Source organism: Rhizobium sp. RHZ02 (genome assembly GCF_014851575.1).
GTDB lineage: Bacteria > Pseudomonadota > Alphaproteobacteria > Rhizobiales > Rhizobiaceae > Rhizobium > Rhizobium altiplani.
This window is the reverse complement of record NZ_JACUZX010000002.1, coordinates 142,381-164,151: the sequence shown is the minus strand read 5'-3', so window position 1 is coordinate 164,151 and position 21,771 is coordinate 142,381. Positions and strand designations below refer to the sequence as shown.

Here is a 21,771-nt window from a genome sequence, read left to right as displayed (position 1 = left end):
ATTGCTGCAATGCAATGGACCCGCTTCAAGAATCCGGGCACTATGGTACAACACACTCATCGAACGGCGATCTCCTCCTCCCAAAGCCGTTGGATAGGATCGACAACACTCCTCCTCCCAGTTGTCGATCGAGTTTACGAAGCCCGACGGATCTCCTCCCCCGTCGGGCTTTTCATTTGTACGTCTTCCCTGAAAAGTCGAACTATTTTACGGTGCCGTTCGTAGCGCGGATAGCCGTCGAGCTATGACTGGAGCGCGGACCGTGTATGAAGGTCCAGGCTGGTGCCTGGCGCTTCCAGAGCGCGCGGGAATCATCTTCGTCAACGCGGGCAAAATCGAACGTCCTCGCCATCTTCGATGACAGGAACGACAGCGTGGAGCCCGGGCGGTCGATCACGGCAATCGGAAATGTGTTGACGATATCCTGCCAGCGTTGCCACTGATGGAAAGTCTTCAGGCTGTCGGCCCCCATGATCCAGATGAAATGGACATGTGGGTTGCGCGCCTTGACGCGCGCCAGCGTGTTTGCCGTGAAACTCGTCGCGAAATCGCGTTCGAACGCGGTGACCTTGATCGAAGGGTGTCGGGCTAGCCGCTCGCTCAGAGCGATGCGCTCGGCAAGCGGCAGCAGATGTCGCCGATCCTTCAGCGGGTTCCCGGGCGTGACCATCCACCATAGCTGGTCGAGGCCGAGCCGCTTGATCGCGATTTCGGCGACCAGCGCATGTCCGTCATGCGGCGGATTGAAGGAACCGCCGAAAAGACCGACCACCATGCCCCGCTCGCTATGCGGCATGCGAAGATGGCGCCGGTCGATTTCGTCGTTGATCACGTCAGGGCCGGGTCTGTCCGGTGCCGTGCACGCGGTATTTGAAGGAGGTGAGCTGCTCGACGCCGACAGGGCCGCGGGCATGCATCTTGCCGGTCGCAATGCCGATCTCGGCACCCATCCCGAACTCGCCGCCATCGGCAAACTGCGTCGATGCATTGTGCAGCAGGATCGCGGAATCAACCTCGGTGAAGAACCTCTGCACCACATCGGGATCGTCGGCAATCACCGCCTCGGTGTGGTTCGAGGAATAGGTCTGGATGTGCTCGATCGCACCCGAAATGCCATCGACGACAGCAACCGAAACGATGGCATCCAGATACTCGGTCGACCAGTCCTCCTCGGTGGCCGCCTTCGCGCCAGGCATTGCCTGGACGACCGCAGCCGAACCGCGGATTTCGCAACCGGCTCCAGCAAGGGCCTCCAGCAGCGGGCGAAGATGGCTCTTGGCCACGGCGCTGTCGACGAGAATCGTTTCCACCGCACCGCAGATACCGGTGCGCCGCATCTTGGCGTTGACGACGATCTCCTTGGCCATGCCGAGATCGGCCGATGCATCCACATAGATATGGCAAAGCCCCTCAAGGTGCGCGAAGACGGGCACCCTCGCCTCGTTCTGGACACGCGCAACAAGGCTCTTGCCGCCGCGCGGAACGATAACGTCGATCGCACCATCCAATCCGCGCAGCATCGCGCCGACGGCAGCTCGATCGGTTGTCGGCACGAGATGAATGGCATGCTCTGGAAGTCCCGCGGCCTTCAGGCCCTGCACGAGGCAGGCATGAATTGCGTGCGATGAGCGCCGGGAATCCGAGCCGCAACGCAGAATGACCGCATTGCCGGCTTTCAGGCAGAGCGCGCCGGCATCCGCCGTGACGTTCGGACGGCTCTCGAAGATCACACCGATGACACCGAGCGGCGTCCGAACGCGCTCGATCTTCAGTCCATTCGGGCGTTCCCAGGCGGCGATCACCTCGCCGACCGGATCCTTCAGCGCCGCGATCGCGCGGATACCCTCGGCCATCTCGGCAATGCGCTTGTCGGTCAGTGTCAGACGATCGACGAAGGATGCGAGCATGTCCGTGCCGGCGACATCTTTCAGATCCTTGGCATTCTCGGCGAGGATGTGATCCTTGGTGGCGAGGATCGCATCCGCCATGGCGTTCAGCGCCTTGTTTTTGGCTTCAGTGGACGCAAAGCCTAACGGTCGCGCCGCAGCCTTGGCCTTGCGGCCGATGTCATTCATCAGCGCGTCAATGTCAGGGCTCGGCGCAACTGTATCAAGCATAGCTTGTGTCCTTCTTCTGCCTTTCCGATTTTGAACTGATCTGCGACGTCATCACCATGTCATCGCGATGGATCATTGCCGCACGTCCCGCGTAGCCGAGGATTGCCTCGATCTCCGTCGACTTGCGGCCGGTAATCTGCCGCGCCTCTTCGGCATCGTAGCCAGCAAGTCCGCGCGCGATCTCCCGGCCATGCGGGCCGACGATCGCCACCGTATCGCCGCGGCTGAAAAGCCCGACAACCTTGCGAACCCCGGCAGGAAGCAGGCTCTTGCCGGCGCCGAGCGCAACAACGGCACCCTCGTCGACGTGGAGTTCGCCCGCCGGCTGCAACTGACCAGCAATCCAAGTCTTTCGCGCCGTGACGGGCGTCCCTGAAGGAGCAAACCAAGAGGAGCGCGCGCCATTCTCGATCGCCGAGAGCGGGCTGTCCGCCTTGCCTGAGGCGATGATCATTGCGCAGCCGGCCGTCGTCGCAATCTTGCCGGCGTCGATCTTGGTGCGCATGCCGCCACGCGACAGCTCGGACGCAGCGCCACCCGCCATCGCTTCGATTTCAGGCGTGATCTCGGCGATCGTGGCAAGAAATTCCGCCTGCGGATCGAGGTGCGGCGGCGCCGTATAGAGACCGTCAATATCGGACAGCAGAATCAGCAGATCAGCACCGGTCATGGTCGCGACCCGCGCAGCCAGGCGATCATTGTCGCCGTAGCGAATTTCGCTGGTAGCAACGGTATCATTCTCGTTGATAATCGGCACGGCGCCGATCTTCAGGAGCTGATTGATGGTGGCACGCGCGTTGAGATAGCGACGGCGCTCTTCCGTATCGCCGAGCGTCAAAAGGATCTGACCAGCAACGATCTCGTCGTGGGACAGACTTTCCGACCAGGCACGCGCCAGAGCGATCTGGCCGACGGCCGCCGATGCTTGACTTTCTTCGAGCTTCAGGGCTCCCGAAGGGAGATCGAGGACCGATCGGCCGAGAGCAATCGCGCCGGACGAAACAACAAGGACGTCGACGCCCTTGGCCTTCATGGCCGCAATATCGCGGCACATTGCGTCGAGCCACGCCTTCTTCAGACCGGTCTTGCGATCGACGAGGAGAGCCGAGCCGATTTTAATGACGATGCGGCGATAGCGCTCAAGCGACTTACGCGTCGTCATGGGCCTCGCCTTCATCATCCGACACCGTATCGCGATGGCGGAGCTTCGGTGCCTTGGCGAGCTTTTCCGCCCCGCCGGCATTCGCCTCGACAATGACATCCCGCAAGGCTCGCAGCACTTCCGTCATCCCCTTGCCCGTCGCCGCGGAAATCTGGAACGGCGTCTTGCCGCAGGCCTTGGCCAGTTCCCTCGTCTTCTTCTTCAAGGTGGCGTCATCGAGAACGTCGATCTGCGACAGGGCGACGATCTCGACCTTTTCGCCAAGATCACTGCCATAGGCCTCGAGTTCGCGCCGGACGGTCGTGTAGGCCTTGCCGACCTCTTCCTCTTGCGAGGAAACGAGATGCAACAGAACGCGCGTACGCTCGACGTGGCCGAGGAAGCGGTCACCGATCCCGACGCCTTCATGCGCGCCTTCGATCAGCCCCGGAATGTCGGCAAGGACGAATTCCTGACCGTCAACGGTCGCGACACCCAGGTTCGGGTGCAACGTCGTAAAGGGATAATTTGCAATCTTCGGCCGGGCACGGGTGACGGCTGCAAGGAACGTGGACTTGCCGGCATTCGGCAATCCAACAAGGCCAGCGTCTGCAATCAGCTTCAAGTGCAGCCAGATTGTCTTTTCCTCACCGGGAAGACCGGGATTGGCCCAGTCCGGCGCCTGGTTGACCGAGGATTTGAAGTGCGCATTTCCGAAGCCACCATTGCCGCCGGTAGCGAGCCGGTAGCGTTGGCCTTCCTCGGTGAGATCGCAAATGAGCGTTTCCTTGTCTTCCTCGAAAATCTGCGTGCCGACGGGCACCTTAAGTGTCACGTGCTCACCATTGGCGCCGGTACGGTCCCTGCCCATCCCGTGCGTACCGATCTTGGCCTTGAAGTGCTGCTGGTAGCGGAAGTCGATCAGTGTATTGAGACCGTTGACCGCCTCGACCCAGACATCACCGCCGCGTCCGCCGTCACCGCCATCGGGGCCACCAAACTCGATGAACTTCTCGCGTCGGAACGAGACGCTGCCCGCGCCGCCGTCTCCGGACTTGATGTAGACTTTTGCTTCGTCGAGAAATTTCATCTTACTTCCATTGTGGCCGTTCATCGCTCCTCTTGCCGCTTTCGATATAGGCGGTTCAATCGGAGGTCAAAGGATTATCGTGAGGTTTGCGAGCTATAGCATACAGTACGGTTGCGGTCTTGATGGTATCTACGACCTCGACCGTTCGGCAACATCATCGCATCCAGCAACCTGAAATCCGCGAAGATCGACATAGCTCCGACCATTTCCGCATCTGGGTCGTTATTCGGTAGTTGGGGTTGAGGCGCCCCGACGATCGGGACGCCTCGCATTCGTCTCAAGCAATCCTGGCCTGTTGCAGGGCACCCGGCTTCAGCATCGTCTCGACATGCGTGACCATGGTGTTGCGGGCGAAGCTGTAGATTTCGCTGCAACCGGTCATGCGGAAGCCGAGCCTTTCCTGCAGCTTCAACGAAGCCGGGTTGTCCGCGAAGACCCCGGAATGAACCGTCGTCTCCGGCATACGGCGCGAAAAGCGCTCCAGCACCGCCGTTACCGCCTCGCTCATATAGCCGCGCCGCCAGTAGAAGCGGTTCAGCCAGTAACCGAGGTGCCAAAGGCCATGGCGAAGCTCGATGGCGGCGACGCCGATATGAGCGTCGTCGCCAGTCGTGATGGCAAACTGCCAGTCGGCCATGCCACCCGCCGTCACCGGAACCAGCCAGTCGAGTGCGTCCTGCCTGTCATAAGGCGCAGGAACGCGCGCGAGCATGCGGGTAACGGCGAAGTCGGACAGCGTGTCCGCGATCGCATCGGCATCGCTCAGCCTGTGCGGGCGGAGCACCAGCCGGTCGGTGGTGATGACCGGCAATGGGCCGGGCGTCATCGACTGGCTCCTGGGTCTCTGAAGGCTGATCGCGTTCATAGGACGCTCCCCCAGCTTCTCAGCGACATCCAGGTCTTGCGGTCGAGCCTGTACCATTCGACGGGCACATTGCTGCCGAGAGCCAGCGATGCCGCCAACCCCGATCCCTGGAACTGGAAACCGCACTTCTGGATGACCCGCCGCGAAGCGACGTTCATCACCCGGCAACGAGCATCGATCTGATCGACATCCTGACGCGTGCGAAAGACCATATCGACCAAAGCATGGCATGCCTCGGTCATAAAGCCTTGATTCCAGTACGGTTCTCCAAGCCAGTACCCGATCTCGACGGTCCGCCCGTCAAGATGCGGTTCGACCCCGCAGCACCCTACAAAGGCGCCGTTCTCGGCCTTGGTGATCGCATAGACGCACTTGCCAATCTCGCCATTTTTCGTGCGTCGCACGAAGTCGGCGGCATCATTGGCCGTATACGGGTGCGGCATGCGCGACACCATGGTGGCGACTTTGGCGTTGTTGGCAAGATGGGCAAGGGCGTCGATGTCTTCTTCGTGCGGTGCGCGCATGACGAGCCGCTCCGAGAGTAAGACAGGGCAATCGGTCCTTAACCGCTCCGGCCTCAGCCGTTCCTTGGGAGACCGCTGGTCTTCCCTGAAAGACCGCGATTGGCCTTCCCTCAATAGTTCGCCTTGCATGTTCAGTCCTCCTTCGTTGGACAAGAAAAAAGGGGAGATGGCGCCCCATCTCCCCTGTTTTCTGGACTGAACCTGATACGCTCAGCCGGGTCGATGAGACGCCGGCTGTTTTAGAGCGCTACCGGCTTATTCCGCTGCTTCCGCTTTCGGCATTACAGACACGTACACGCGGCCATTGGCCTTCGTACGGTAGTTCACATTGCCGGCCGTAAGCGCAAAAATGGTGTGGTCCTTGCCGAGGCCGACGTTGGCGCCCGGATGCCACTGCGTACCGCGCTGACGCACGATGATGTTGCCTGCGATGACGGTTTCGCCACCGAACTTCTTCACGCCAAGGCGCTTGGATTCGGAATCACGACCGTTGCGCGATGAACCGCCAGCTTTTTTGTGTGCCATTGGTGTTCTCCTTTAAACCTTAAAGTCCCGTGATCTTACTTAGCAGCCACGATGTCCGTGATGCGGACAACAGTGTGGTGCTGGCGATGGCCGCGCGAACGCTTCGAGTTCTGACGACGGCGCTTCTTGAAGGCGATGACCTTCTTGCCGCGGTTGTGCTCGACCACTTCGGCCTTGACGGAAGCGCCCTTGACGAAGGGAGCACCAATCGCAGCGTCGGCGCCTTCGCCGATTACGAGGACTTCGGTGAATTCAATTGCGTCGCCAGCGGTTGCTTCAAGCTTCTCGATGGTCAGCACGTCGTTTGCCGCCACACGGTACTGCTTACCGCCGGTCTTGATGACTGCGAACATTTTTTATCCTTTCATGTTCGTTCCGGCTCGTGCCCGCCAATCAGCAGGTGGCCGTCTTTTTATCAGTCGAGGTTAAGCAGGGATTTCAAAGGCTTTAGCCCAGAACTCTCGCTGCCGGTGATGTGCCTCGCGAGCGCGAAGCATGCAAGGCGCGGACTTATCCACACCTATTGCGCAGCCGAGATACGCGAGCATAAAAAAACTGTCAAGGCAAAAGGATGAAAAGCTTTGAGATTTCGTCTTGCCAGCCCGTCATTCTGTCGCTATGTAGCCCCCCGCGCCGAATAAGCGCCGACCTGACCGCGGAGAGGTGGCAGAGTGGTCGAATGCACCGCACTCGAAATGCGGCATACCTGCAAGGGTATCGTGGGTTCAAATCCCACCCTCTCCGCCATTTTCCCCAATTAGCTGCCTTGTTGTGGTTTTCTCTAACTCCGGCGGCGGAGCCCGTCTTGGTAACGAGTCGGATCCAGCGCGTGAAGTGCGCCCGGCGACCATGCTCGCGGCGACCGCGTGAGCTGCACGCTGAATGGCACCGCTCACGCCAACATGCATGCGCCAGCAGAGCAATCCTCGTTATCGCTAATCGACGGTATCAGGATGCGTCGATGCCTTCAGATCGGCCAGACCGCGGTTTGCATCCTTGTTGCCGGTCGAGGCCGCGGCAGTGAATATCCGCTCGGCATCGCCGTACATCTTCATGTTCAGGTAGGCATATCCGCGCAGCACCATCAGATCGATCGGTTCCTGGCGAAGCTGGGCGCGCTGATCGAGATATATCAAGGCCTCGCGATAGCGCTTTGCATCGAAGGCGGCGAGAGCTCGGTCGGCCAGGATCGCAATCTGCAATTCGGCCGCGCGCTGTTGCGTCTGCGGTGCCTTCGTCGCGGCTACGGCAGCATTGTTGGATAGGCCGGCGCGCAGGAAGGCGAGGCTCTGGCCATAGGCTGCGTCCTCGCGCGTCTTGCGGTTTGGACTGGCGAGCGCTGCCTCGAAAGCCTTGGCTGCCTCCATCGGACGATTGATGTCCATCAGGCACCAGCCACGTGACAGTGCGGTTTCCGGATCGAGCAGTTGCGCATTGACCGTGGTCGTACATCCGCGCAGTTGCCGTGCACCGCGACGAACCGTAACGGTTTGCATCGGAGGCTGGCGTACGACCTCTGTGATGGCTGGCGGATTTGCACTTTCGATGCGCTCCGGCGGTGCCCGGACGATCTCCGGTGACGCGGCCGTTGGACCTTGCGGCACCATCTGCCCGGGAGGGGCGGGCAGGGGAGGTGTTGTGGTCCGTTGGTTCGTGGCCTCACCCAACTGTGCGATGCGCTCGGACCTGCCAGCCCACAGGCGCTGGATCTCAACTACGCCCGCCCGGTCCTGCAACTGCTGGCGCGTGATGGCCAATCCGTAAGCGGACGGTTCGTCATCCGGCTTCCAGCGTAGCGCCGTCTCGAACCAGCGCGCCGCTGTTTGCGGTTGATTGAGAGTGCGGGCAAACCAGCCGAATTGCTGTGCCGTCGGCACATATTTCTGGGCAATGATTTCGCTGGCGATGCGCGAAAGTACCTCTTCGCTGAGGTTGGCAGGCGGCTGCAGGGCCATCAGGTTCGCCGTCGCAGCAAGATATGTCGCGGTCGCATCCTTGGAGGCACCACGCCACTTGTACATGACGTCCTCCGCCTCTTGCGGTTTCTTCTCGGCAATCAGCGCCAGCGCCAGACCCTGGGAAGCGATTGCCGAGTCTTCCTTCTCCCGCGCTGCCCGAAACCATCTTTCCGCATCGGGATAGTTTTCCCGGCGAAGCTGGTACCAGCCGAGAAGAAGGCTGTCGGATGCCAGCCGCTCCGTTTCAGCAAGTCGTTGCACGATTGAAAGATAAGCCGGCGCCACAGCCAGATCGGGGTCATCGTTGCCGGCGGCGACAAAGCGGCGGGCAAGCTCATTGCGAATGCCATCGAATTCGCGGCCGCCGTTGCCATCGGGGCGTTCAAGCGCCAGGAGATCCTGCATCACTGCGTAGGAAAGCAAGGCGGCCGCCTTCTGAATGGTCGCCACACGCTCTTGCGGATTTGTGCAATTCTTCAGGATATAGACATAGGCATCCCGGGCGCGCGGTGCGCGATCGGTCTTCGCGAAAGCTTCGGCAACCCGCCATAGCACGTCGATGTCGCTGCATGTCAGGAGGCTCGGTGTATTGGCGCCGATCTGGACGACGGTTGCATATTGCTTCAGGTCCGACGCATTGACGAGGCGCGCGCGGGCCTCGGCGACATCCAGCCGGTCAAGCAGGTCAGGCGGCGGCTGCCATCCCGATTCGGACGCCTGCCGGTCGGCAATCGCCTTGCGGAGTTCCGCGTAGCGTCCCTCCGAATACAGTTGCCACATCTGCTCCAGCTGCCTGTCGCCACTCTGCGGAACGGCCAGAGGATCGGCGGGCGGCACCCAGTTCGGGTACAGCGCCTGAAGCCGCGCGATCTCGGCCTGCAGGCGCGCCTTGTCGCCGCGGCTGGCGAAATAGCGCAAGGCACTCTCATCGACTTTCGGCTGGGCTGACTTGGCTGGCTGAGCCGCCGTAGGCTGCTGTTGAGGCGCCTGCGCGACCATCAACGACTTTTCGGCCTCGTCACCGGCGGTCTCACCCTGTTGAGGAAGCGGCGGAACCAGTGTTGCTGCGTGTAGCCGATCGGCAATGGCCTGGACGTCGATCTGCGGCTTGGGACTGGTTTCCGGTCCCGTGACACGACCCATGAGCATGAATTGTGGCGCAGCTGCGTGACCCGACTGCCCGAAGCCCAGCATCTCCTGAAGTGCCACGCGGTCCCTCAGGGCGGTCACCAGACCAGCCACCGCCACCGCAACGACAATTGCAACGGATGAGGATTTCACAGACACTCCGGATGCTTCTCCCCGACAAATGCCAACCCAAGAAGATGAAGGGTCGATGGATAGTAGAGCGACGGCTCAAAATGCTGCGACGACTCAGGCAGCTTGGTTCCTTCCGTCACACAGGCCACGACATCGTTAACAATTCGATAACCCGGGTCCGACAGCAGCGCCTTCGGCTTGCCGGACGAGAGGTCGATTGTCGCCGGAGTGCCCTCCTCGGCGGTCATTCCCTTTCGCAATCTTGACAGCAGAGCCTTGTCCGAAACTCCCGCGCGCACGAGATAGAGCGGGATGCGCAGGCTGTTGTATCCGAATTCCGCGTCGAAGCCGGCTGCGGGCTCCGGCATGCGATTGAGGCTCACCCAATCGGCGGGCAGTTTTCGTGGTCCGAACTGCATGGCCTGCAGCAGCTGCAGACCGTCGTCCGACAGCTTCTGCCAGGCGTTGGACGGGGCCAGGAGCGCCATGACCGGGATCGCCTCATACACCCAGTAGGAGGGATTGATGACGGGGCCGTCCTTGCGATCAGGGGAATTGAAACCGCTGACGCCAGGGAGCAACAGGGTGTGTCCGTTTGAACTGATGACGACATGCGAAAGAAGGGCCTGAGCCATCTTCGCAGCCGCCTCCATATAGTCGGTCTTGTTCCACGCAGACCCCGCAAGGGCCAACGCATAGGCGATCAGCAGATCGCCATCCGATGCATTGTTGCTATCGGTGACATGCGGCGTGACGGCAGGATCCCATCTCCAGGCGGCCAGGCCGTCATCGCGCAGCAACAGTTCGGTGCGCGTGAAGTACCATATCTGTTCGAAGTCAGCTGGGTTGTTGGCAAGGTAGGCAAGCAGCAGGCCGTAACCCTGGCCTTCGCTGTGGCTAATATTGCCGTTGCCATCATCGACGATGCGGCCGCTGGCATCCAGGAACTTCGCCTTGTAGGCGCCCCATGCCTGCGGGCTAATTCCGGGACCTTGCGCCTGCGCGGGCTGGCAGACAGCAACAACCGCGAAGCTTGCGGCGCAGAGCAGTTTCAGCAACCTCTTCATTCGCGCCTGCCCAGCCGGGAAAGCATGCTTGCCGTGGTAACACCGATCAGCAGCGAAAGGACGACCAGAAGGAAGGCATAGGACAGTATGTTCGTTGATAGCCAGTTCGCAGCGATCAGGCGATAATTTGAGAGAGACCAGGGCTGAGAGGCCACGAAATCGAAGCGACCGACCGGGACGCTTTCGACCTTGCCGGTCTTGCTGGAATAGGTGGTGATATGACCTGCGATCTGCGGCCAGTTGACCTGTGTGGTAACGGCTTCGGCGCCCTCGCGCAGGTCCTTGGCGGAAGGAGCCGTTACAATCGTCCAGGAGGATCCCCCGGCAGCGCTTTTGCCCTGAGCGATCAAGAAGCTGTCGTCGTTCGAGGGCGTGAAGACTTCCTCGGACCCTGGTACGAACTGCAGTGAACTCAGCGAAATGTCGAAGTTGCGGCGCAGCCACTCCTGAAATGATGTGATCTGCCCGCGCCATACCCCGCCGCTGACCTTGGCGCGCCAATCGTCAAAGGTCACAGAAGGCTCGGTCTGGTTCGATTGGACGGCGGCGGGCGGTCGCCAGGACGCCTGACTGGTCGTTGCTACATTCAACTGCGTCAACACGGCCGGCGGCATCTGCGAGATCGAGCCGATGAAAATCGCATCCCGTTCGCCGATGGCGCCCGGTGTCGCGGCCGGTTCAATGTCGAGCGGGCGGCCGGCAACCACTGCCATTTGCCCGAGTAGCGTGGCCGTCGCCGACAGCGTGTCGCTATCAATCCGGTCGATGAACAGCGGAATGGGCTGTGTCGCGCGATTGTAGGGATAGCCAGTCCCTGACAGTCCGGCGAGGTTTGGTCGCTGCCCGATGCGGGCAAAGTCCGGAATGTGAATCTCGCTGGTGTCGAAGAGCGCAAAGCGCGGCGTGGTACCGGCCGTCGTGCCCGGCACGCATATGTCGTCCTCTTTCGTCATCAGGATGGCTTCGAGAGACAGTGTGTTTAAGCCCGGCTTGAAATGCCGCATCGTCACGCGAATGGGCAAGTGCCGGAAGATGCCCCCACCCGTTGATGAAATCGGCACCGTTGAAGCGATGTTGCCGTTGACGTAGATGTCGATATGGCTGCCGGGCAGGACATTCTGCGTGAAGGCGGCGTCCAGCAGTACCGTCGCATCGCCATAGGCGTTCGCGTAGAAATCAGACGGCACGGCGATGTTGAAACTGGTCCGGAAGCGTCGTCCCGAAAATTCCGTTGTCTTCACGCCCAACTGCGCAAATGTCAGGTTTGTGGCCGAGAGAACAAGCGGTGCATCCGGTGCGCTCCAACGCTGGGTTACCAACGTATCGCGAATGGCGGTCGCGGGCCGATCCACCGTCGACACAATGGTTTCAATCGCGGCCGAAATTGCGGGCCAGGACGGGCCGCTGATCAAAAGAACGGGTGCCCCCGACTTCGGGTCGGTCACAAAGGAGGCCAGCGGCGCCGCTTGCGCGGCCGGCGGGGGGGCGAAGAATGGTTGGAGCTCTGCCGGCGTTCCGACAACCACAGTCATGCGCCCGGGACCAGTCTGGGGCAGTGCATCCGCGCTGAAGGAGAATGTCTCGTTCGGCATGCCGCTCAGAACCGAGAGTCCCTGGGCAAGGCGCAGAAGAGGTTTTGTCGTGCCTGGCTGCTCGAGTGCCGGTACGACAAAATTGAACTGCGTCCTGCCGGTTTCATCGACGCCGATCGCGCGAATGGCGTCCGTGCTGGAAAACTTCGCTGCCTCTTGACCGCTGAAGCTCAGATAGGTCTTGGCCGGGTCGATATCCGTCCAAAGCTCGTAGGTCGATTCAATGGTACAATCGGTGCGGTGGCGTTGTGTGGCTTCGAATGTCAGAAGATTTGCGCCCGGTTGCAGCAGTCCCGCTGGGACATCAAAGGAGACATTCGATGGTGCATCCGGTGAGGCGATCGCCTGTTGGCCGACGATCCGATTGTTCAGAAGAACGGTCAGTTGTGACGCCTCCGGGGCGACAACAACCGCATTCTGATAGGCGAAGTTGAACTTTGCAGGCGCGGCGGCCTGCTCCGGCGTGATGTAGACCGACCACGACTTGCGATCATACTCGCCATCCAGGCCGAGCTTGGCGAACGGAACAACATATCTCCGAAGCGCGGCGCTTAGGCTTGACTGGACGGCAGGCAGAGGGGGTGGCGTGGCAGTTTGTGGGCGAGGCGCTTCCACCTGCGCGGGCGGCGGTTGAGCCGCGGCTGGCGGTGAGGCGGGTGCGATGGCGAATGGTGGCGTCGGGTTAGCAGCGGGTGTAGGCGGCGTGGAGGGTGTTTGCGGGCCGGTCGCCGGCGCAGGCGTGGCCGGTAATGTCAGGCGCGGCACCATCGGGGCGCTCCCTTGCTCACGCTCGCCCGACATGTCGAAGGGCGCGGTCTGTGCATAGGCAACCGCGGAGGCGGAAAGGAGAAACGCCAGGATTGATGTGATCTTCCTCATCAGTTTCCTGCCTTCGCGACCTGATGCGGGCGCTCGCGCTCAGATCTCGTGCTCCGGAAGAGGTACACGAGGCCACGGCTTGTCTGATAGAGCGAAAGGCCGAGAAACCAGATTGTTCCTCGAATGAGGCCTGGGTTATGGCGTCGCGCCTGCTGGAACTGTGTCCACTGATCGGAATTCGCAAAGATCAGGTCGGCGATCAGGCGGTGGTCGAGCGCGCGCTTCGGAATGTATTGGCAGCCAACGGCCAGGATCTCGCCGGACGGCTGGATATTGCGGACGATTAGGGGGAGTGTTTCCATGCTTGCGCCGCTATGAGGCTGAAAGCGAATTTCCCCCTCGGTCCCGATCACCATGGGATCCAGCTGCTTGTTGAAAACATGCAGTCGCGCGCCGTGCACCGACACGTCTTCGATCGATGCCGTGTACCACTTGCCACCGACCCCGAATTCACAACGCCGGTTCACACGCACGCGTCGGGACGCAGCCCGCTCGCCACGTTCGGACACGACCCCGAGGGCACAGCCGGCCATAATGAGGTTGATGACGTTCCAGCCACCGACCACCAAGGTCACATCGGCCTTATATGGCTCGGCATAGATGCGATAGATGGTCACCGCCAGAGCAATCAGCTGGACAGCAAAGATCACGAAGAACGGCCGGCTGATTTCCGATAAGCGGCTGACGGCAATCGACTCGTCCTTCGCCGTCACCTTGAAGGTTGGCTTGCGCGGATTGAGCATGACCGAAACCACCGCCGGGAGCAGGTGGACCGTCTGGACATACTCGTAGAGCTCCGAGATCCACGGCCAGCGGAAGGACCCGTAGAGGTAGTTCTGCATCATCAGGTTCACGAGCATATAGGCAAGCGTATAGGCCAGGAACTCGCCGCCCGATGCCGTGAAGATCTCAAGATCGAAGAAGAGATAGAAAAGCGGCGCGAACAGGAAAATCGTACGCGGGAAGGGGAAGAGCCAGAAGAGCGTCGACGACATATAGCAAAGGCGTTGCGGCAGTGTCAGGCCACGCTTCAGCAGCGGGAAACGGAAACGCAAGATCTGCATCATTCCCTGCGCCCAGCGGCTGCGCTGGCCGATGAAGCTCGCAAATGTTGCGGGCTGCAGCCCGGCGATCAGCGGCTTGTCCACATAGATGCTGTTCCATCCACTGCCATGAAGCGCAAGCGCAGTTTCGCAATCCTCGGTGATGCTGATGCCGCTGAAGCCTCCCTGGGATTCGAGCGCCCTCCGGCTAAGGACGGCGGCTGAACCGCAGAAGAAGGCGGCATTCCATTTGTCGAGACCGCGCTGGATGATGCCGTAAAACATCTCGTTCTCGCTCGGCATCCTCTCGAAGGTTCGAAGATTTCGTTCGAGCGGATCCGGATTGATGAAGAAATGCGGGGTCTGGACAAGAAACAGCTTCGGATCGTCGTCGAAATAGCCGACGGTTTCGAGCAGGAAGTCGCGTGCCGGCGCGTGGTCCGCATCGAACACGGCGATCAGCTCGCCGCTTGATTGCTTCATTCCGTTGTTGAGGTTGCCCGCTTTGGCATGCTCATTGCGGTCACGCGTGAGGTAGCGGACGTCGAGATCCTCGCAAAGCTTCTTGAGTTCGTCATGGCGCGCCACCGCGGCCTGGGCTTCGAGAAGCTTGTTGGAATTGCGCTTCTGCAGTGTACCACCGTCATCCAGCAGCCAGACGTGCAGTCTTTCGGCCGGATAATCCATGGCCTTTGCCGCGGCCAGCGTGTTGGCGAGAAGGTGGGAGTCCTCGTTGTAGGAGGGGACGAACACGTCGACATGCGGAAACCGCTCTTCCTTGCTCGCGCGCGATGGACGCGGAGGCAAGGGCGTGGCGACGATGAACAGGCTGAGTGCCAACATCGCCACGCTATACATTTCCGCGAGATAGAGCAGCAGGCCAGGGATGAAATTTTCCGGCTGGTTGATCGGCGGCAGCGTATTGGTCGTTCGCCAATAGACATAGCGAAGAACGATGGAGGTGCCAAAGGCAAGCGCAATCAGTCTCCAGGTGCCTTCAGCCTTCAGCCCCTTGATGATCGCCATCACGGCGACGACAACAAAGCTCGCGATCAGCTGTGTCTGCAGGTTCACAGGCAATGTGATCAGAACGATCACGCACAGAGAAACGAAGGCCCACGTAATGATGCTTCGGGCTTTATGCATCAACATCCCTTTGACAATGCGGGCCGGGCGCTTAGGAACACCGCAGCCGTCTCACGTCTACTTCTTCTGGCACGCGGCCGTCATGGCCGAATCCCCTATGCACTCCGGTGACGGCACCGTCAGGCCGCTCGCCACCGCGGTTCTCGGTTGCATCTGTTCGGCCGAAGGCGCGGCTGACATGTCTGGCTGCGGCAGACTGCTCGAGCCATCAGGCAACGGAACGCGAGGGCCGGTCGGCGGCGGCAATTGCACGGGCGCCTCCTCGACTCTCGGCTGAACGCTGCGTACGCGAACGACACGAGATTGGATTTCCGGACGGGCTGGTTCATAGCCAAAAGCCATCGGCGTGTTTCTATAGCCGCCCTCGTCTGGATAGATCGGATTGCCGGGGCGCCCGAGCGTCGGATCAGTGCCCTGCGGATGCCCGAACGGATTCCAGATTTCTCCATCCAGCATCCCAACGATCGTGTAGCCGTACATGATTCCGAGCAACTGTCTTTCGGTTGCCCGGGCATCACAGAGGCGCAACCGCACCTGGATCATTCCGAAGTTGCGCGCTTGCGTCTGCGCGGATCTGCTTGAGCGGATCTGCTGCCAGCCATAAATACAGGTATCGCCCGAACCGCTCAGGCCCGAGGCATAGCCGAACGGTCCATAGCTGTTTTGCAGATAAGTCGCCGAGCGCGTCATCTGCACGCCGGGAACGGCCGCAAAGGCTTCGCGGATTATCCCGTCCTCGCTGACCATCCTAAAGGAGGCGTTTCCGATGCCAGGATTGGCTCCTGATGCCCCAAAAAACTGCACCCCGAGAAAATTCTGACCGGACACGGAAGACGACGTGTAGAGCGAAATCGTCTGCTCTGTGCCATTGCCACGCTTGCGCTCGACGACACTGACGATCGAGGGACCACCAGGCGGGGGCAAGGCCAGCGCCCTTTCGGCAGGCACCGTCTCGGAGACGTTTGGGCGCCTGACATTTCCTGACGACTGACATCCGACCACAAGCCCGGCAAGCAGTGCCAAGCATGACGCCTTCAGTACACTGGACGTTTCGGGTCGCCGCAATCGTCTTTCCTCACGTCCATGCGAGATTACGCATTGGACTTCCGAATCAACGACCCTTGAGGCCGCTACCTATGGTAAACGACGATTATGGTTAACCCCTAGTTAATGTGCGACAGCGAGTGTTGATCTGGGAAGGGAATGGCACTCGGTGCAGCTGTCCGGCAACGTCGTCGACGGATTCCGATCCTCGCGGTGTTCTCCGTCTGGCGTTGAACACGGTGTGTCGATCGTCCTGGATAGACTGCGAAATCACCTCGCGAAACTGATTTGCATTTTATTAAACATGTAACCAAATCGCATTCTTCCTTGAGGACCGATTTGCTCTCCTGGCGCGTTAGACCGGCATCCGAAACGGAGTATGCGAGTAGTGGCAAAGATCCTTATCGTGGAAGATGAACCCCTCATTCGCTTCGTGCTGGCAGACCAACTGCTTGAGGAAGGTTACAGCGTCATCGAATGCGGGAACGTGCTTGAGGCGATCGCGGCACTTGGAGTGAACGATGACGTTGATGCGATCGTGACCGACGTGGAGATGCCTGGGGCACTCAACGGCCTGGATCTCGCGAGGCTCATCAAGGCGACAAAGCCGTTCATCCACGTCTTGGTGACGTCTGGTCGTGAAATCGATCTTACTGACCTGGATTGGGACGCGAGCTTCTTTCCCAAGCCGCACGATCTAAAGGCTATCGCCAACGAAATCGGGCGACGGGTCGGTTCCCACGCGTCGCGTTTTTTGCCGAAGCGGCCAAACGCTACCAGATAGCGCGAGGATGTCGTGACCATCCTGAAGGTCATGCGGACGCGGAGTCTGGCTGCCCCCATACAATTGATGCCAGCGCCACAACAGAAGCGTTAGCGATCCTGGCGCGAGCTCTCAAATCCCTGACCCGTCGAGCTCCTGTGCGTCGTCGCCTTCCCAGGGTGAGGGCATCGACGCACGATTGAGATTGGCCGAGGGCATCGGCATCCAGCACTTCATTTCGGGCTCGGCATATTCAATGATTCGGCCTGGCGAGGAATCAGAGGCACGCCAGCCTTCCGCACCGAACTGATCGCCATTCGACCAATAGGCGAGGTCGACTTCTGCCGGCCCCTGTTCGGACTGGCGGATCGTGACGAGGATCCGACTGCCGTCTTTCGGCGCGCTTGCCATGTGACGCCAGCGGTCTTGCTCGTCCATCGTTCTCTCTCTCCCGCCTTGCTGCAGGTTGCAAGTGTCGTCCCGCCATCGAAAACGGTCAACTCATTCTTTGTGGAATCCGTCCTCTATCGGATCTGCTGGTTTACGATCTCCACTGTGACGAAGATGAACGGTTGCGGAGGGGCGGAGGTGCACCAGCATGGTTTCACCTTTCTCACAAAAAAAGCTTGCCAGAATCTCCGGCTCCTCCCAGCAATACCCCGGCGACGGGTGCACTTACTGTCCGTCGAACGGACTTTCCGCCGCAGGAAATTGGCGATTTGATCGATTCGATTGTCAAAAAACCATAATTTGCTTGACCTAGATCGCACATTGACTCTCGGCCTTAAGAATTGGATCAACGCTGAATGCGCATAACCTATGTTTTCCTTGGTGCAGTTCTTGCAATCGTACAGCCTGCATATGCTGACGTCGCGTCTCCGCCTGTTTTGCAGCCGCAAAAGCAACAGGCACAAGCCGCTCAGCTAAGTGCGCAATTCCTCACGCGGTTCAGCTATAAACCCATTCCTCTTGACGACGCCTTGTCGGCCAAGGTCCTGGATCGGTACATCAAGTCCCTCGATCCGGACCACATGCTCTTTCTGCAAACGGATATCGACAAGTTCATGTCTGAACGGAACGAGATCGACGATTCCATCAAACGGGAGGACTTGAAGATCCCGTTTGCGATCTTCAACGTGTATGAGAAACGCGTTGTCGACCGCATGAACTACGCGCGCACCTTGATTAAGCAGGACTTCGATTTCGGTGCGAAGGAAGATTTTTCCGTCCTGCGCGATAAGGAACCTTGGCCGCAGTCGGAAGCCGACAGCAACGAGCTTTGGCGCAAGCGCGTCAAAAGCGACTGGTTGCGGTTGAAACTAGGCGGTAAAGCCGACGCGGCTATTCGCGAGACGCTCGACAAACGGTACGCAAACACGCTCGAGCGCGCTTACAAGTACAAGAGCGACGACGTTTTCCAGTCGTTCATGGACGCCTATACGACCTCGGTCGACCCGCACACGGACTATTTCGGCGCGACCGCTTCCGCCGACTTCGATATCGCGATGAAGCTTTCACTGGTTGGCATCGGTGCGGTGCTACAGGAACGCGACGACTACACGACAATCCGTGAACTCGTGCCTGGGGGGCCGGCGCAGCTATCCGGTAAGCTCTCGGTCGGAGACCGCATCACCGGTGTCGGTCAAGGCAAGGACGGGGCGATAAAGGACGTGATGGGTACACGCCTCGATGAAGTCGTGCAATTGATACGAGGCAAGAAAGGCTCCGTCGTGCGCTTGGACGTCCTGCCGGCGGATGCCGGAGCAGATGCCACCCATCGCACCATCAGCCTGGTGCGCGACAAAATCAGCCTCGAGAAGCAGGCTGCCAGCAAGACCGTGCTGCCCGTGAAAGTGGGCGACGCCACGCGTAAAGTCGGGGTGATCACCCTACCGGCATTCTATGAGGATTTTGAAGCCAAGCGCAAAGGCGACAAGGACTATAAAAGCGCAACCCGCGACGTCGCAAAGCTTCTCGGCGAACTGGAGCAAGAAAAGGTCGACAGCGTTCTTATTGACCTGCGCAACAATGGCGGCGGCTCTCTAGACGAAGCGGTCGATTTGACCGGTCTGTTCATCGGCAAGGGTCCGGTCGTTCAACAACGCGGCAGCGACGGCAAGGTCGCGGTGAGACGCGCTGATTTTAAGGCGCCAGTCTGGACAGGCCCCGTGGGCGTCCTGATCAATCGCGGATCAGCATCGGCGTCGGAGATCTTTGCCGCGGCGATCCAGGATTACGGTCGAGGCGTGATCGTCGGCGAACCAAGCTTCGGTAAAGGTACCGTTCAAACCGTCGTCGATCTTGATGACATGGTTCGCAACAGCAAACCGGAATTCGGCGAGCTGAAAGTGACGATTGCCCAGTTTTTCCGGATTAACGGCGGTACGACGCAGCTGCGGGGCGTGACGCCTGATATCAGCTTGCCGGGGTTCTCGGATCCGACAAGCTTCGGCGAGACCAGTTATGATAACGCCCTGCCCTGGGCGCAAATCAAGCCTGCGAACTATACGCCGGCAAAGGTTGTAGCGGCATCGCTGCCGACGTTGCAAAGCCGCCATGATGCACGGGTCGAGAGCGACCCGGACTTCCAACGACTGTTGAAAGACATTGCTGACCTGAAGGCGCAGCGCGAGAAAGGGGTTATCTCCTTGAATGAAGCCGAACGTCGCAAGGAAGCGGCTGCTCGCGAGGAGCGGCTCAAGTCTCAAGCGCAAGCAAGCGATAGCGAAGATTCTGGTTCAGATGATGGACTGCAGTCAAACGAGCGCAGCCTGAGCGCTGATATTGCTATGGAAAATGCCCGCAAGAACGCAAAAGACGTCTTGCTGAACGAGACCGCCGCCATTCTTGCCGATGAGGCGGACTTACAAGGGAAGGCAAAGACTGCCGCAAAACTATCGGGAAGCACCGACGGAAAATAGCTCTATCCGATGGCGTGGCAGGCGATAAACCGAACCGAGTTCGGCAAGCGAGTTCTCGTGACTGCCTGCGGCCCCATCGGATACACTTGCGGCGGCCCGCGCTCGTAGCTCGCCGAACGGTAGGCGAAGCCGATTTTATCTTGAGCTGCATTGCTCTAAGCTGTCGGCTGAGCACTCCGTTGGGTTGGTGTATCATGGTCGGCCAGCTAACCATCAAGGTATTGGGCGAACTTAACGTCACGCAGCAGGGACAGCTTTTGCCTCTGCCGCAGTCAAAGAAAACCCGTGCCCTTCTTGCCTATTTGGCTGTCGTCGGAAGAGCCCAACGTCGCGAGCATCTTTGCAAGATGTTCTGGGAAGTTCCGGACGACCCTCGGGCTTCCCTAAGGTGGAGCCTTCACAAGCTGAGGCCAATCGTGAATACGGAAGGTCATGTGCGTCTGCATGCGGACCACAATTCCGTTCTCCTCAGCCCCCAGACGGTCGAGGTGGACTTCAAGGGTATGGCTTCTCTGAGGCCCGCGGACCTCGACCGCTTGGACACGGAGAGATTGGAGTCGCTTGCCGCGACATTTCGTGGTGAATTTCTCGATGGCCTATGCCTCCCGCACTGCCCAAACTTTGAAGCGTGGCGGCTATGTCACCGGGATATTACGCTTCGGGTGCACATGGAGATTCTGCGCGCCCTTGTTCGACGCCTGCAAGACCGACCTGAGCGAGTAAACGTCTATTCCCTGGTGCTCGATCGCCTTACCAACGAGATTGCCGCCGTCGATCGCCCCGAACAGTGGCCGGAGCCTTCAGTCTCCGGCGTGAGCAACGGGTCTCGCGATGTCCCACTCCGGTCACTTCCACCTTCACAGCCTGGATCAGCTTTCATCTCGCGGAACTTTGAAACGGATGTCCCGTGGCCAGCAGTGACGCCCAGCAAAAGATCGCAGGAAATTCGCTTCTGCAAAACCGCGGATCGGGTAACAATCGCTTACGCGGTGTGTGGGCGGGGATCACCGATCGTAAGAGCCGCACATTGGATGTCGCATCTCCAGTATGATTGGGAAAGTCCGGTGTGGACGCATTGGATCGACGCCCTGTCGGAGAAGACGAAGCTGATACGCTACGACGAGCGCGGCACCGGACTCTCGGACTGGATTGCCGAGGATATCTCGTTTGCGGCGATGATTGCGGACCTGGAGAGCGTGGTCGACGCGGCGGGCCTCGATCGGTTCACGCTGCTGGGTGTATCGCAAAGCTGTGCCGTCTCCGTTGCCTACGCTGTCCGACACCCCGAACGGATTTCGGGGCTCATCCTGTACGGAGGATTTGTAAAAGGCTGGCGAAAGCGAAGCGACAGCCATGAGGTGGCAACGCATGAGGCAATGACCGCTTTGATCAGGGAAGGATGGGGTCAGAACAATCCGGTTTTTCGACATCTGTTCACTGCAATGTTCATTCCAGGGGCGGACGAGGTGCAGATGGATTGGTTTGACGAATTGCAGCACATTTCTGTGTCGCCCAGCAACGCAGGTCGCCTGCACGAGGCGTTCGGAGAGATCGACGTTTCGGATGTCCTGTCGCAGGTGACGATTCCGACGCTGGTCTTGCACGCAAGAAAAGACATGGTCGTTCCCTTTCAGTGCGGAAGGGAGTTTGCGACCGGCATCCCCGGGGCTCGATTTGTCGATCTCGATAGCGCCAACCACATTCTCCTCGCCAACGAACCCGCCTTTGAGCGGTTTGTTCGTGAAGTAACGCGCTTCGTCGCCGAAACAGCGTAGCCTTGTGACTGGTGCCTTGGCGCGCCCGACGGTCTTGGAGACGCTATCAACCGAGTTTGGC

17 protein-coding genes and 1 tRNA gene are annotated in these 21,771 nt (G+C 59.8%); 4 read left to right on the top strand and 14 right to left on the bottom strand.

The features are described from left to right. Positions 1–202: 202 nt before the first annotated feature. The 8 genes from IB244_RS03620 to rplU all read right to left on the bottom strand — a co-directional run bounded on the left by IB244_RS03620 (position 203) and on the right by rplU (position 6,615). Entirely contained in the window at positions 203–796 is a 594-nt protein-coding gene (locus tag IB244_RS03620; protein WP_246734327.1) for a nicotinate-nucleotide adenylyltransferase, read from the bottom strand. Positions 797–833: 37 nt separating this feature from the next. Beyond that, positions 834–2,117, bottom strand: a complete 1,284-nt coding sequence (locus tag IB244_RS03615; protein WP_113469682.1) for a glutamate-5-semialdehyde dehydrogenase — start codon at positions 2,115–2,117, stop codon at positions 834–836. After that, positions 2,110–3,279 (bottom strand): glutamate 5-kinase, encoded by a 1,170-nt coding sequence (gene proB / locus IB244_RS03610; RefSeq protein WP_018855950.1) that lies wholly within the window; start codon positions 3,277–3,279, stop codon positions 2,110–2,112. Before proB ends, IB244_RS03615 begins: the two co-directional genes overlap by 8 nt. Further along, on the bottom strand, positions 3,266–4,348 hold the full coding sequence (gene obgE, locus IB244_RS03605) for a GTPase ObgE (RefSeq protein ID WP_113469681.1): 1,083 nt from the start codon (positions 4,346–4,348) through the stop codon (positions 3,266–3,268). The genes proB and obgE overlap by 14 nt, the downstream gene beginning before the upstream one ends. Before the next feature lie 277 nt (positions 4,349–4,625). Beyond that, complete coding sequence (locus IB244_RS03600) at positions 4,626–5,213, bottom strand: GNAT family N-acetyltransferase (protein WP_026371617.1); 588 nt, start codon at positions 5,211–5,213, stop codon at positions 4,626–4,628. Continuing rightward, positions 5,210–5,866: a GNAT family N-acetyltransferase gene (locus tag IB244_RS03595; RefSeq protein ID WP_026371618.1), complete on the bottom strand. Its 657-nt coding sequence runs from the start codon at positions 5,864–5,866 to the stop codon at positions 5,210–5,212. The genes IB244_RS03600 and IB244_RS03595 overlap by 4 nt, the downstream gene beginning before the upstream one ends. A 126-nt stretch (positions 5,867–5,992) precedes the next feature. Further along, a complete protein-coding gene (gene rpmA, locus IB244_RS03590) occupies positions 5,993–6,262 on the bottom strand; it encodes a 50S ribosomal protein L27 (protein ID WP_018855954.1) in 270 nt (89 codons plus the stop codon). Positions 6,263–6,297: 35 nt separating this feature from the next. Then, positions 6,298–6,615, bottom strand: a complete 318-nt coding sequence (gene rplU, locus IB244_RS03585; RefSeq protein ID WP_007528566.1) for a 50S ribosomal protein L21 — start codon at positions 6,613–6,615, stop codon at positions 6,298–6,300. A gap of 304 nt (positions 6,616–6,919) precedes the next feature. Between rplU and IB244_RS03580 the strand changes: the two genes are divergently transcribed. Then, positions 6,920–7,009 (top strand) — tRNA-Ser (locus IB244_RS03580). Positions 7,010–7,197: 188 nt separating this feature from the next. On the opposite strand, the gene IB244_RS03575 is transcribed toward IB244_RS03580, so the two are convergent. The 5 genes from IB244_RS03575 to bcsN are packed head-to-tail and all read right to left on the bottom strand — an operon-like array spanning position 7,198 to position 16,272. Then, complete coding sequence (locus IB244_RS03575) at positions 7,198–9,501, bottom strand: cellulose synthase (RefSeq protein WP_113469680.1); 2,304 nt, start codon at positions 9,499–9,501, stop codon at positions 7,198–7,200. Continuing rightward, positions 9,498–10,547: a glycosyl hydrolase family 8 gene (locus IB244_RS03570; protein WP_018855956.1), complete on the bottom strand. Its 1,050-nt coding sequence runs from the start codon at positions 10,545–10,547 to the stop codon at positions 9,498–9,500. Before IB244_RS03570 ends, IB244_RS03575 begins: the two co-directional genes overlap by 4 nt. Continuing rightward, positions 10,544–13,018 carry a cellulose biosynthesis cyclic di-GMP-binding regulatory protein BcsB gene (locus IB244_RS03565; RefSeq protein WP_192303202.1) on the bottom strand — a complete coding sequence of 825 codons (2,475 nt, stop codon included), beginning with the start codon at positions 13,016–13,018 and terminating at the stop codon, positions 10,544–10,546. Before IB244_RS03565 ends, IB244_RS03570 begins: the two co-directional genes overlap by 4 nt. Next, a complete protein-coding gene (bcsA, locus tag IB244_RS03560; RefSeq protein WP_025657998.1) occupies positions 13,018–15,207 on the bottom strand; it encodes a UDP-forming cellulose synthase catalytic subunit in 2,190 nt (729 codons plus the stop codon). The genes IB244_RS03565 and bcsA overlap by 1 nt, the downstream gene beginning before the upstream one ends. A gap of 57 nt (positions 15,208–15,264) precedes the next feature. Beyond that, positions 15,265–16,272 (bottom strand): cellulose biosynthesis protein BcsN, encoded by a 1,008-nt coding sequence (bcsN, locus tag IB244_RS03555; protein WP_192303200.1) that lies wholly within the window; start codon positions 16,270–16,272, stop codon positions 15,265–15,267. A 358-nt stretch (positions 16,273–16,630) separates the two neighbouring features. Here bcsN and IB244_RS03550 point away from each other — a divergent pair, with 358 nt between their 5' ends. After that, positions 16,631–17,035 (top strand): response regulator, encoded by a 405-nt coding sequence (locus IB244_RS03550; protein ID WP_113469676.1) that lies wholly within the window; start codon positions 16,631–16,633, stop codon positions 17,033–17,035. A gap of 111 nt (positions 17,036–17,146) precedes the next feature. On the opposite strand, the gene IB244_RS03545 is transcribed toward IB244_RS03550, so the two are convergent. Further along, positions 17,147–17,452, bottom strand: a complete 306-nt coding sequence (locus IB244_RS03545; protein WP_018855961.1) for a hypothetical protein — start codon at positions 17,450–17,452, stop codon at positions 17,147–17,149. A gap of 368 nt (positions 17,453–17,820) precedes the next feature. Between IB244_RS03545 and IB244_RS03540 the strand changes: the two genes are divergently transcribed. After that, on the top strand, positions 17,821–19,935 hold the full coding sequence (locus IB244_RS03540; protein ID WP_018855962.1) for a carboxy terminal-processing peptidase: 2,115 nt from the start codon (positions 17,821–17,823) through the stop codon (positions 19,933–19,935). A gap of 86 nt (positions 19,936–20,021) precedes the next feature. Beyond that, positions 20,022–21,710, top strand: a complete 1,689-nt coding sequence (locus IB244_RS31985; protein WP_246734319.1) for an alpha/beta hydrolase — start codon at positions 20,022–20,024, stop codon at positions 21,708–21,710. The last annotated feature ends 61 nt before the right edge of the window (positions 21,711–21,771 follow it).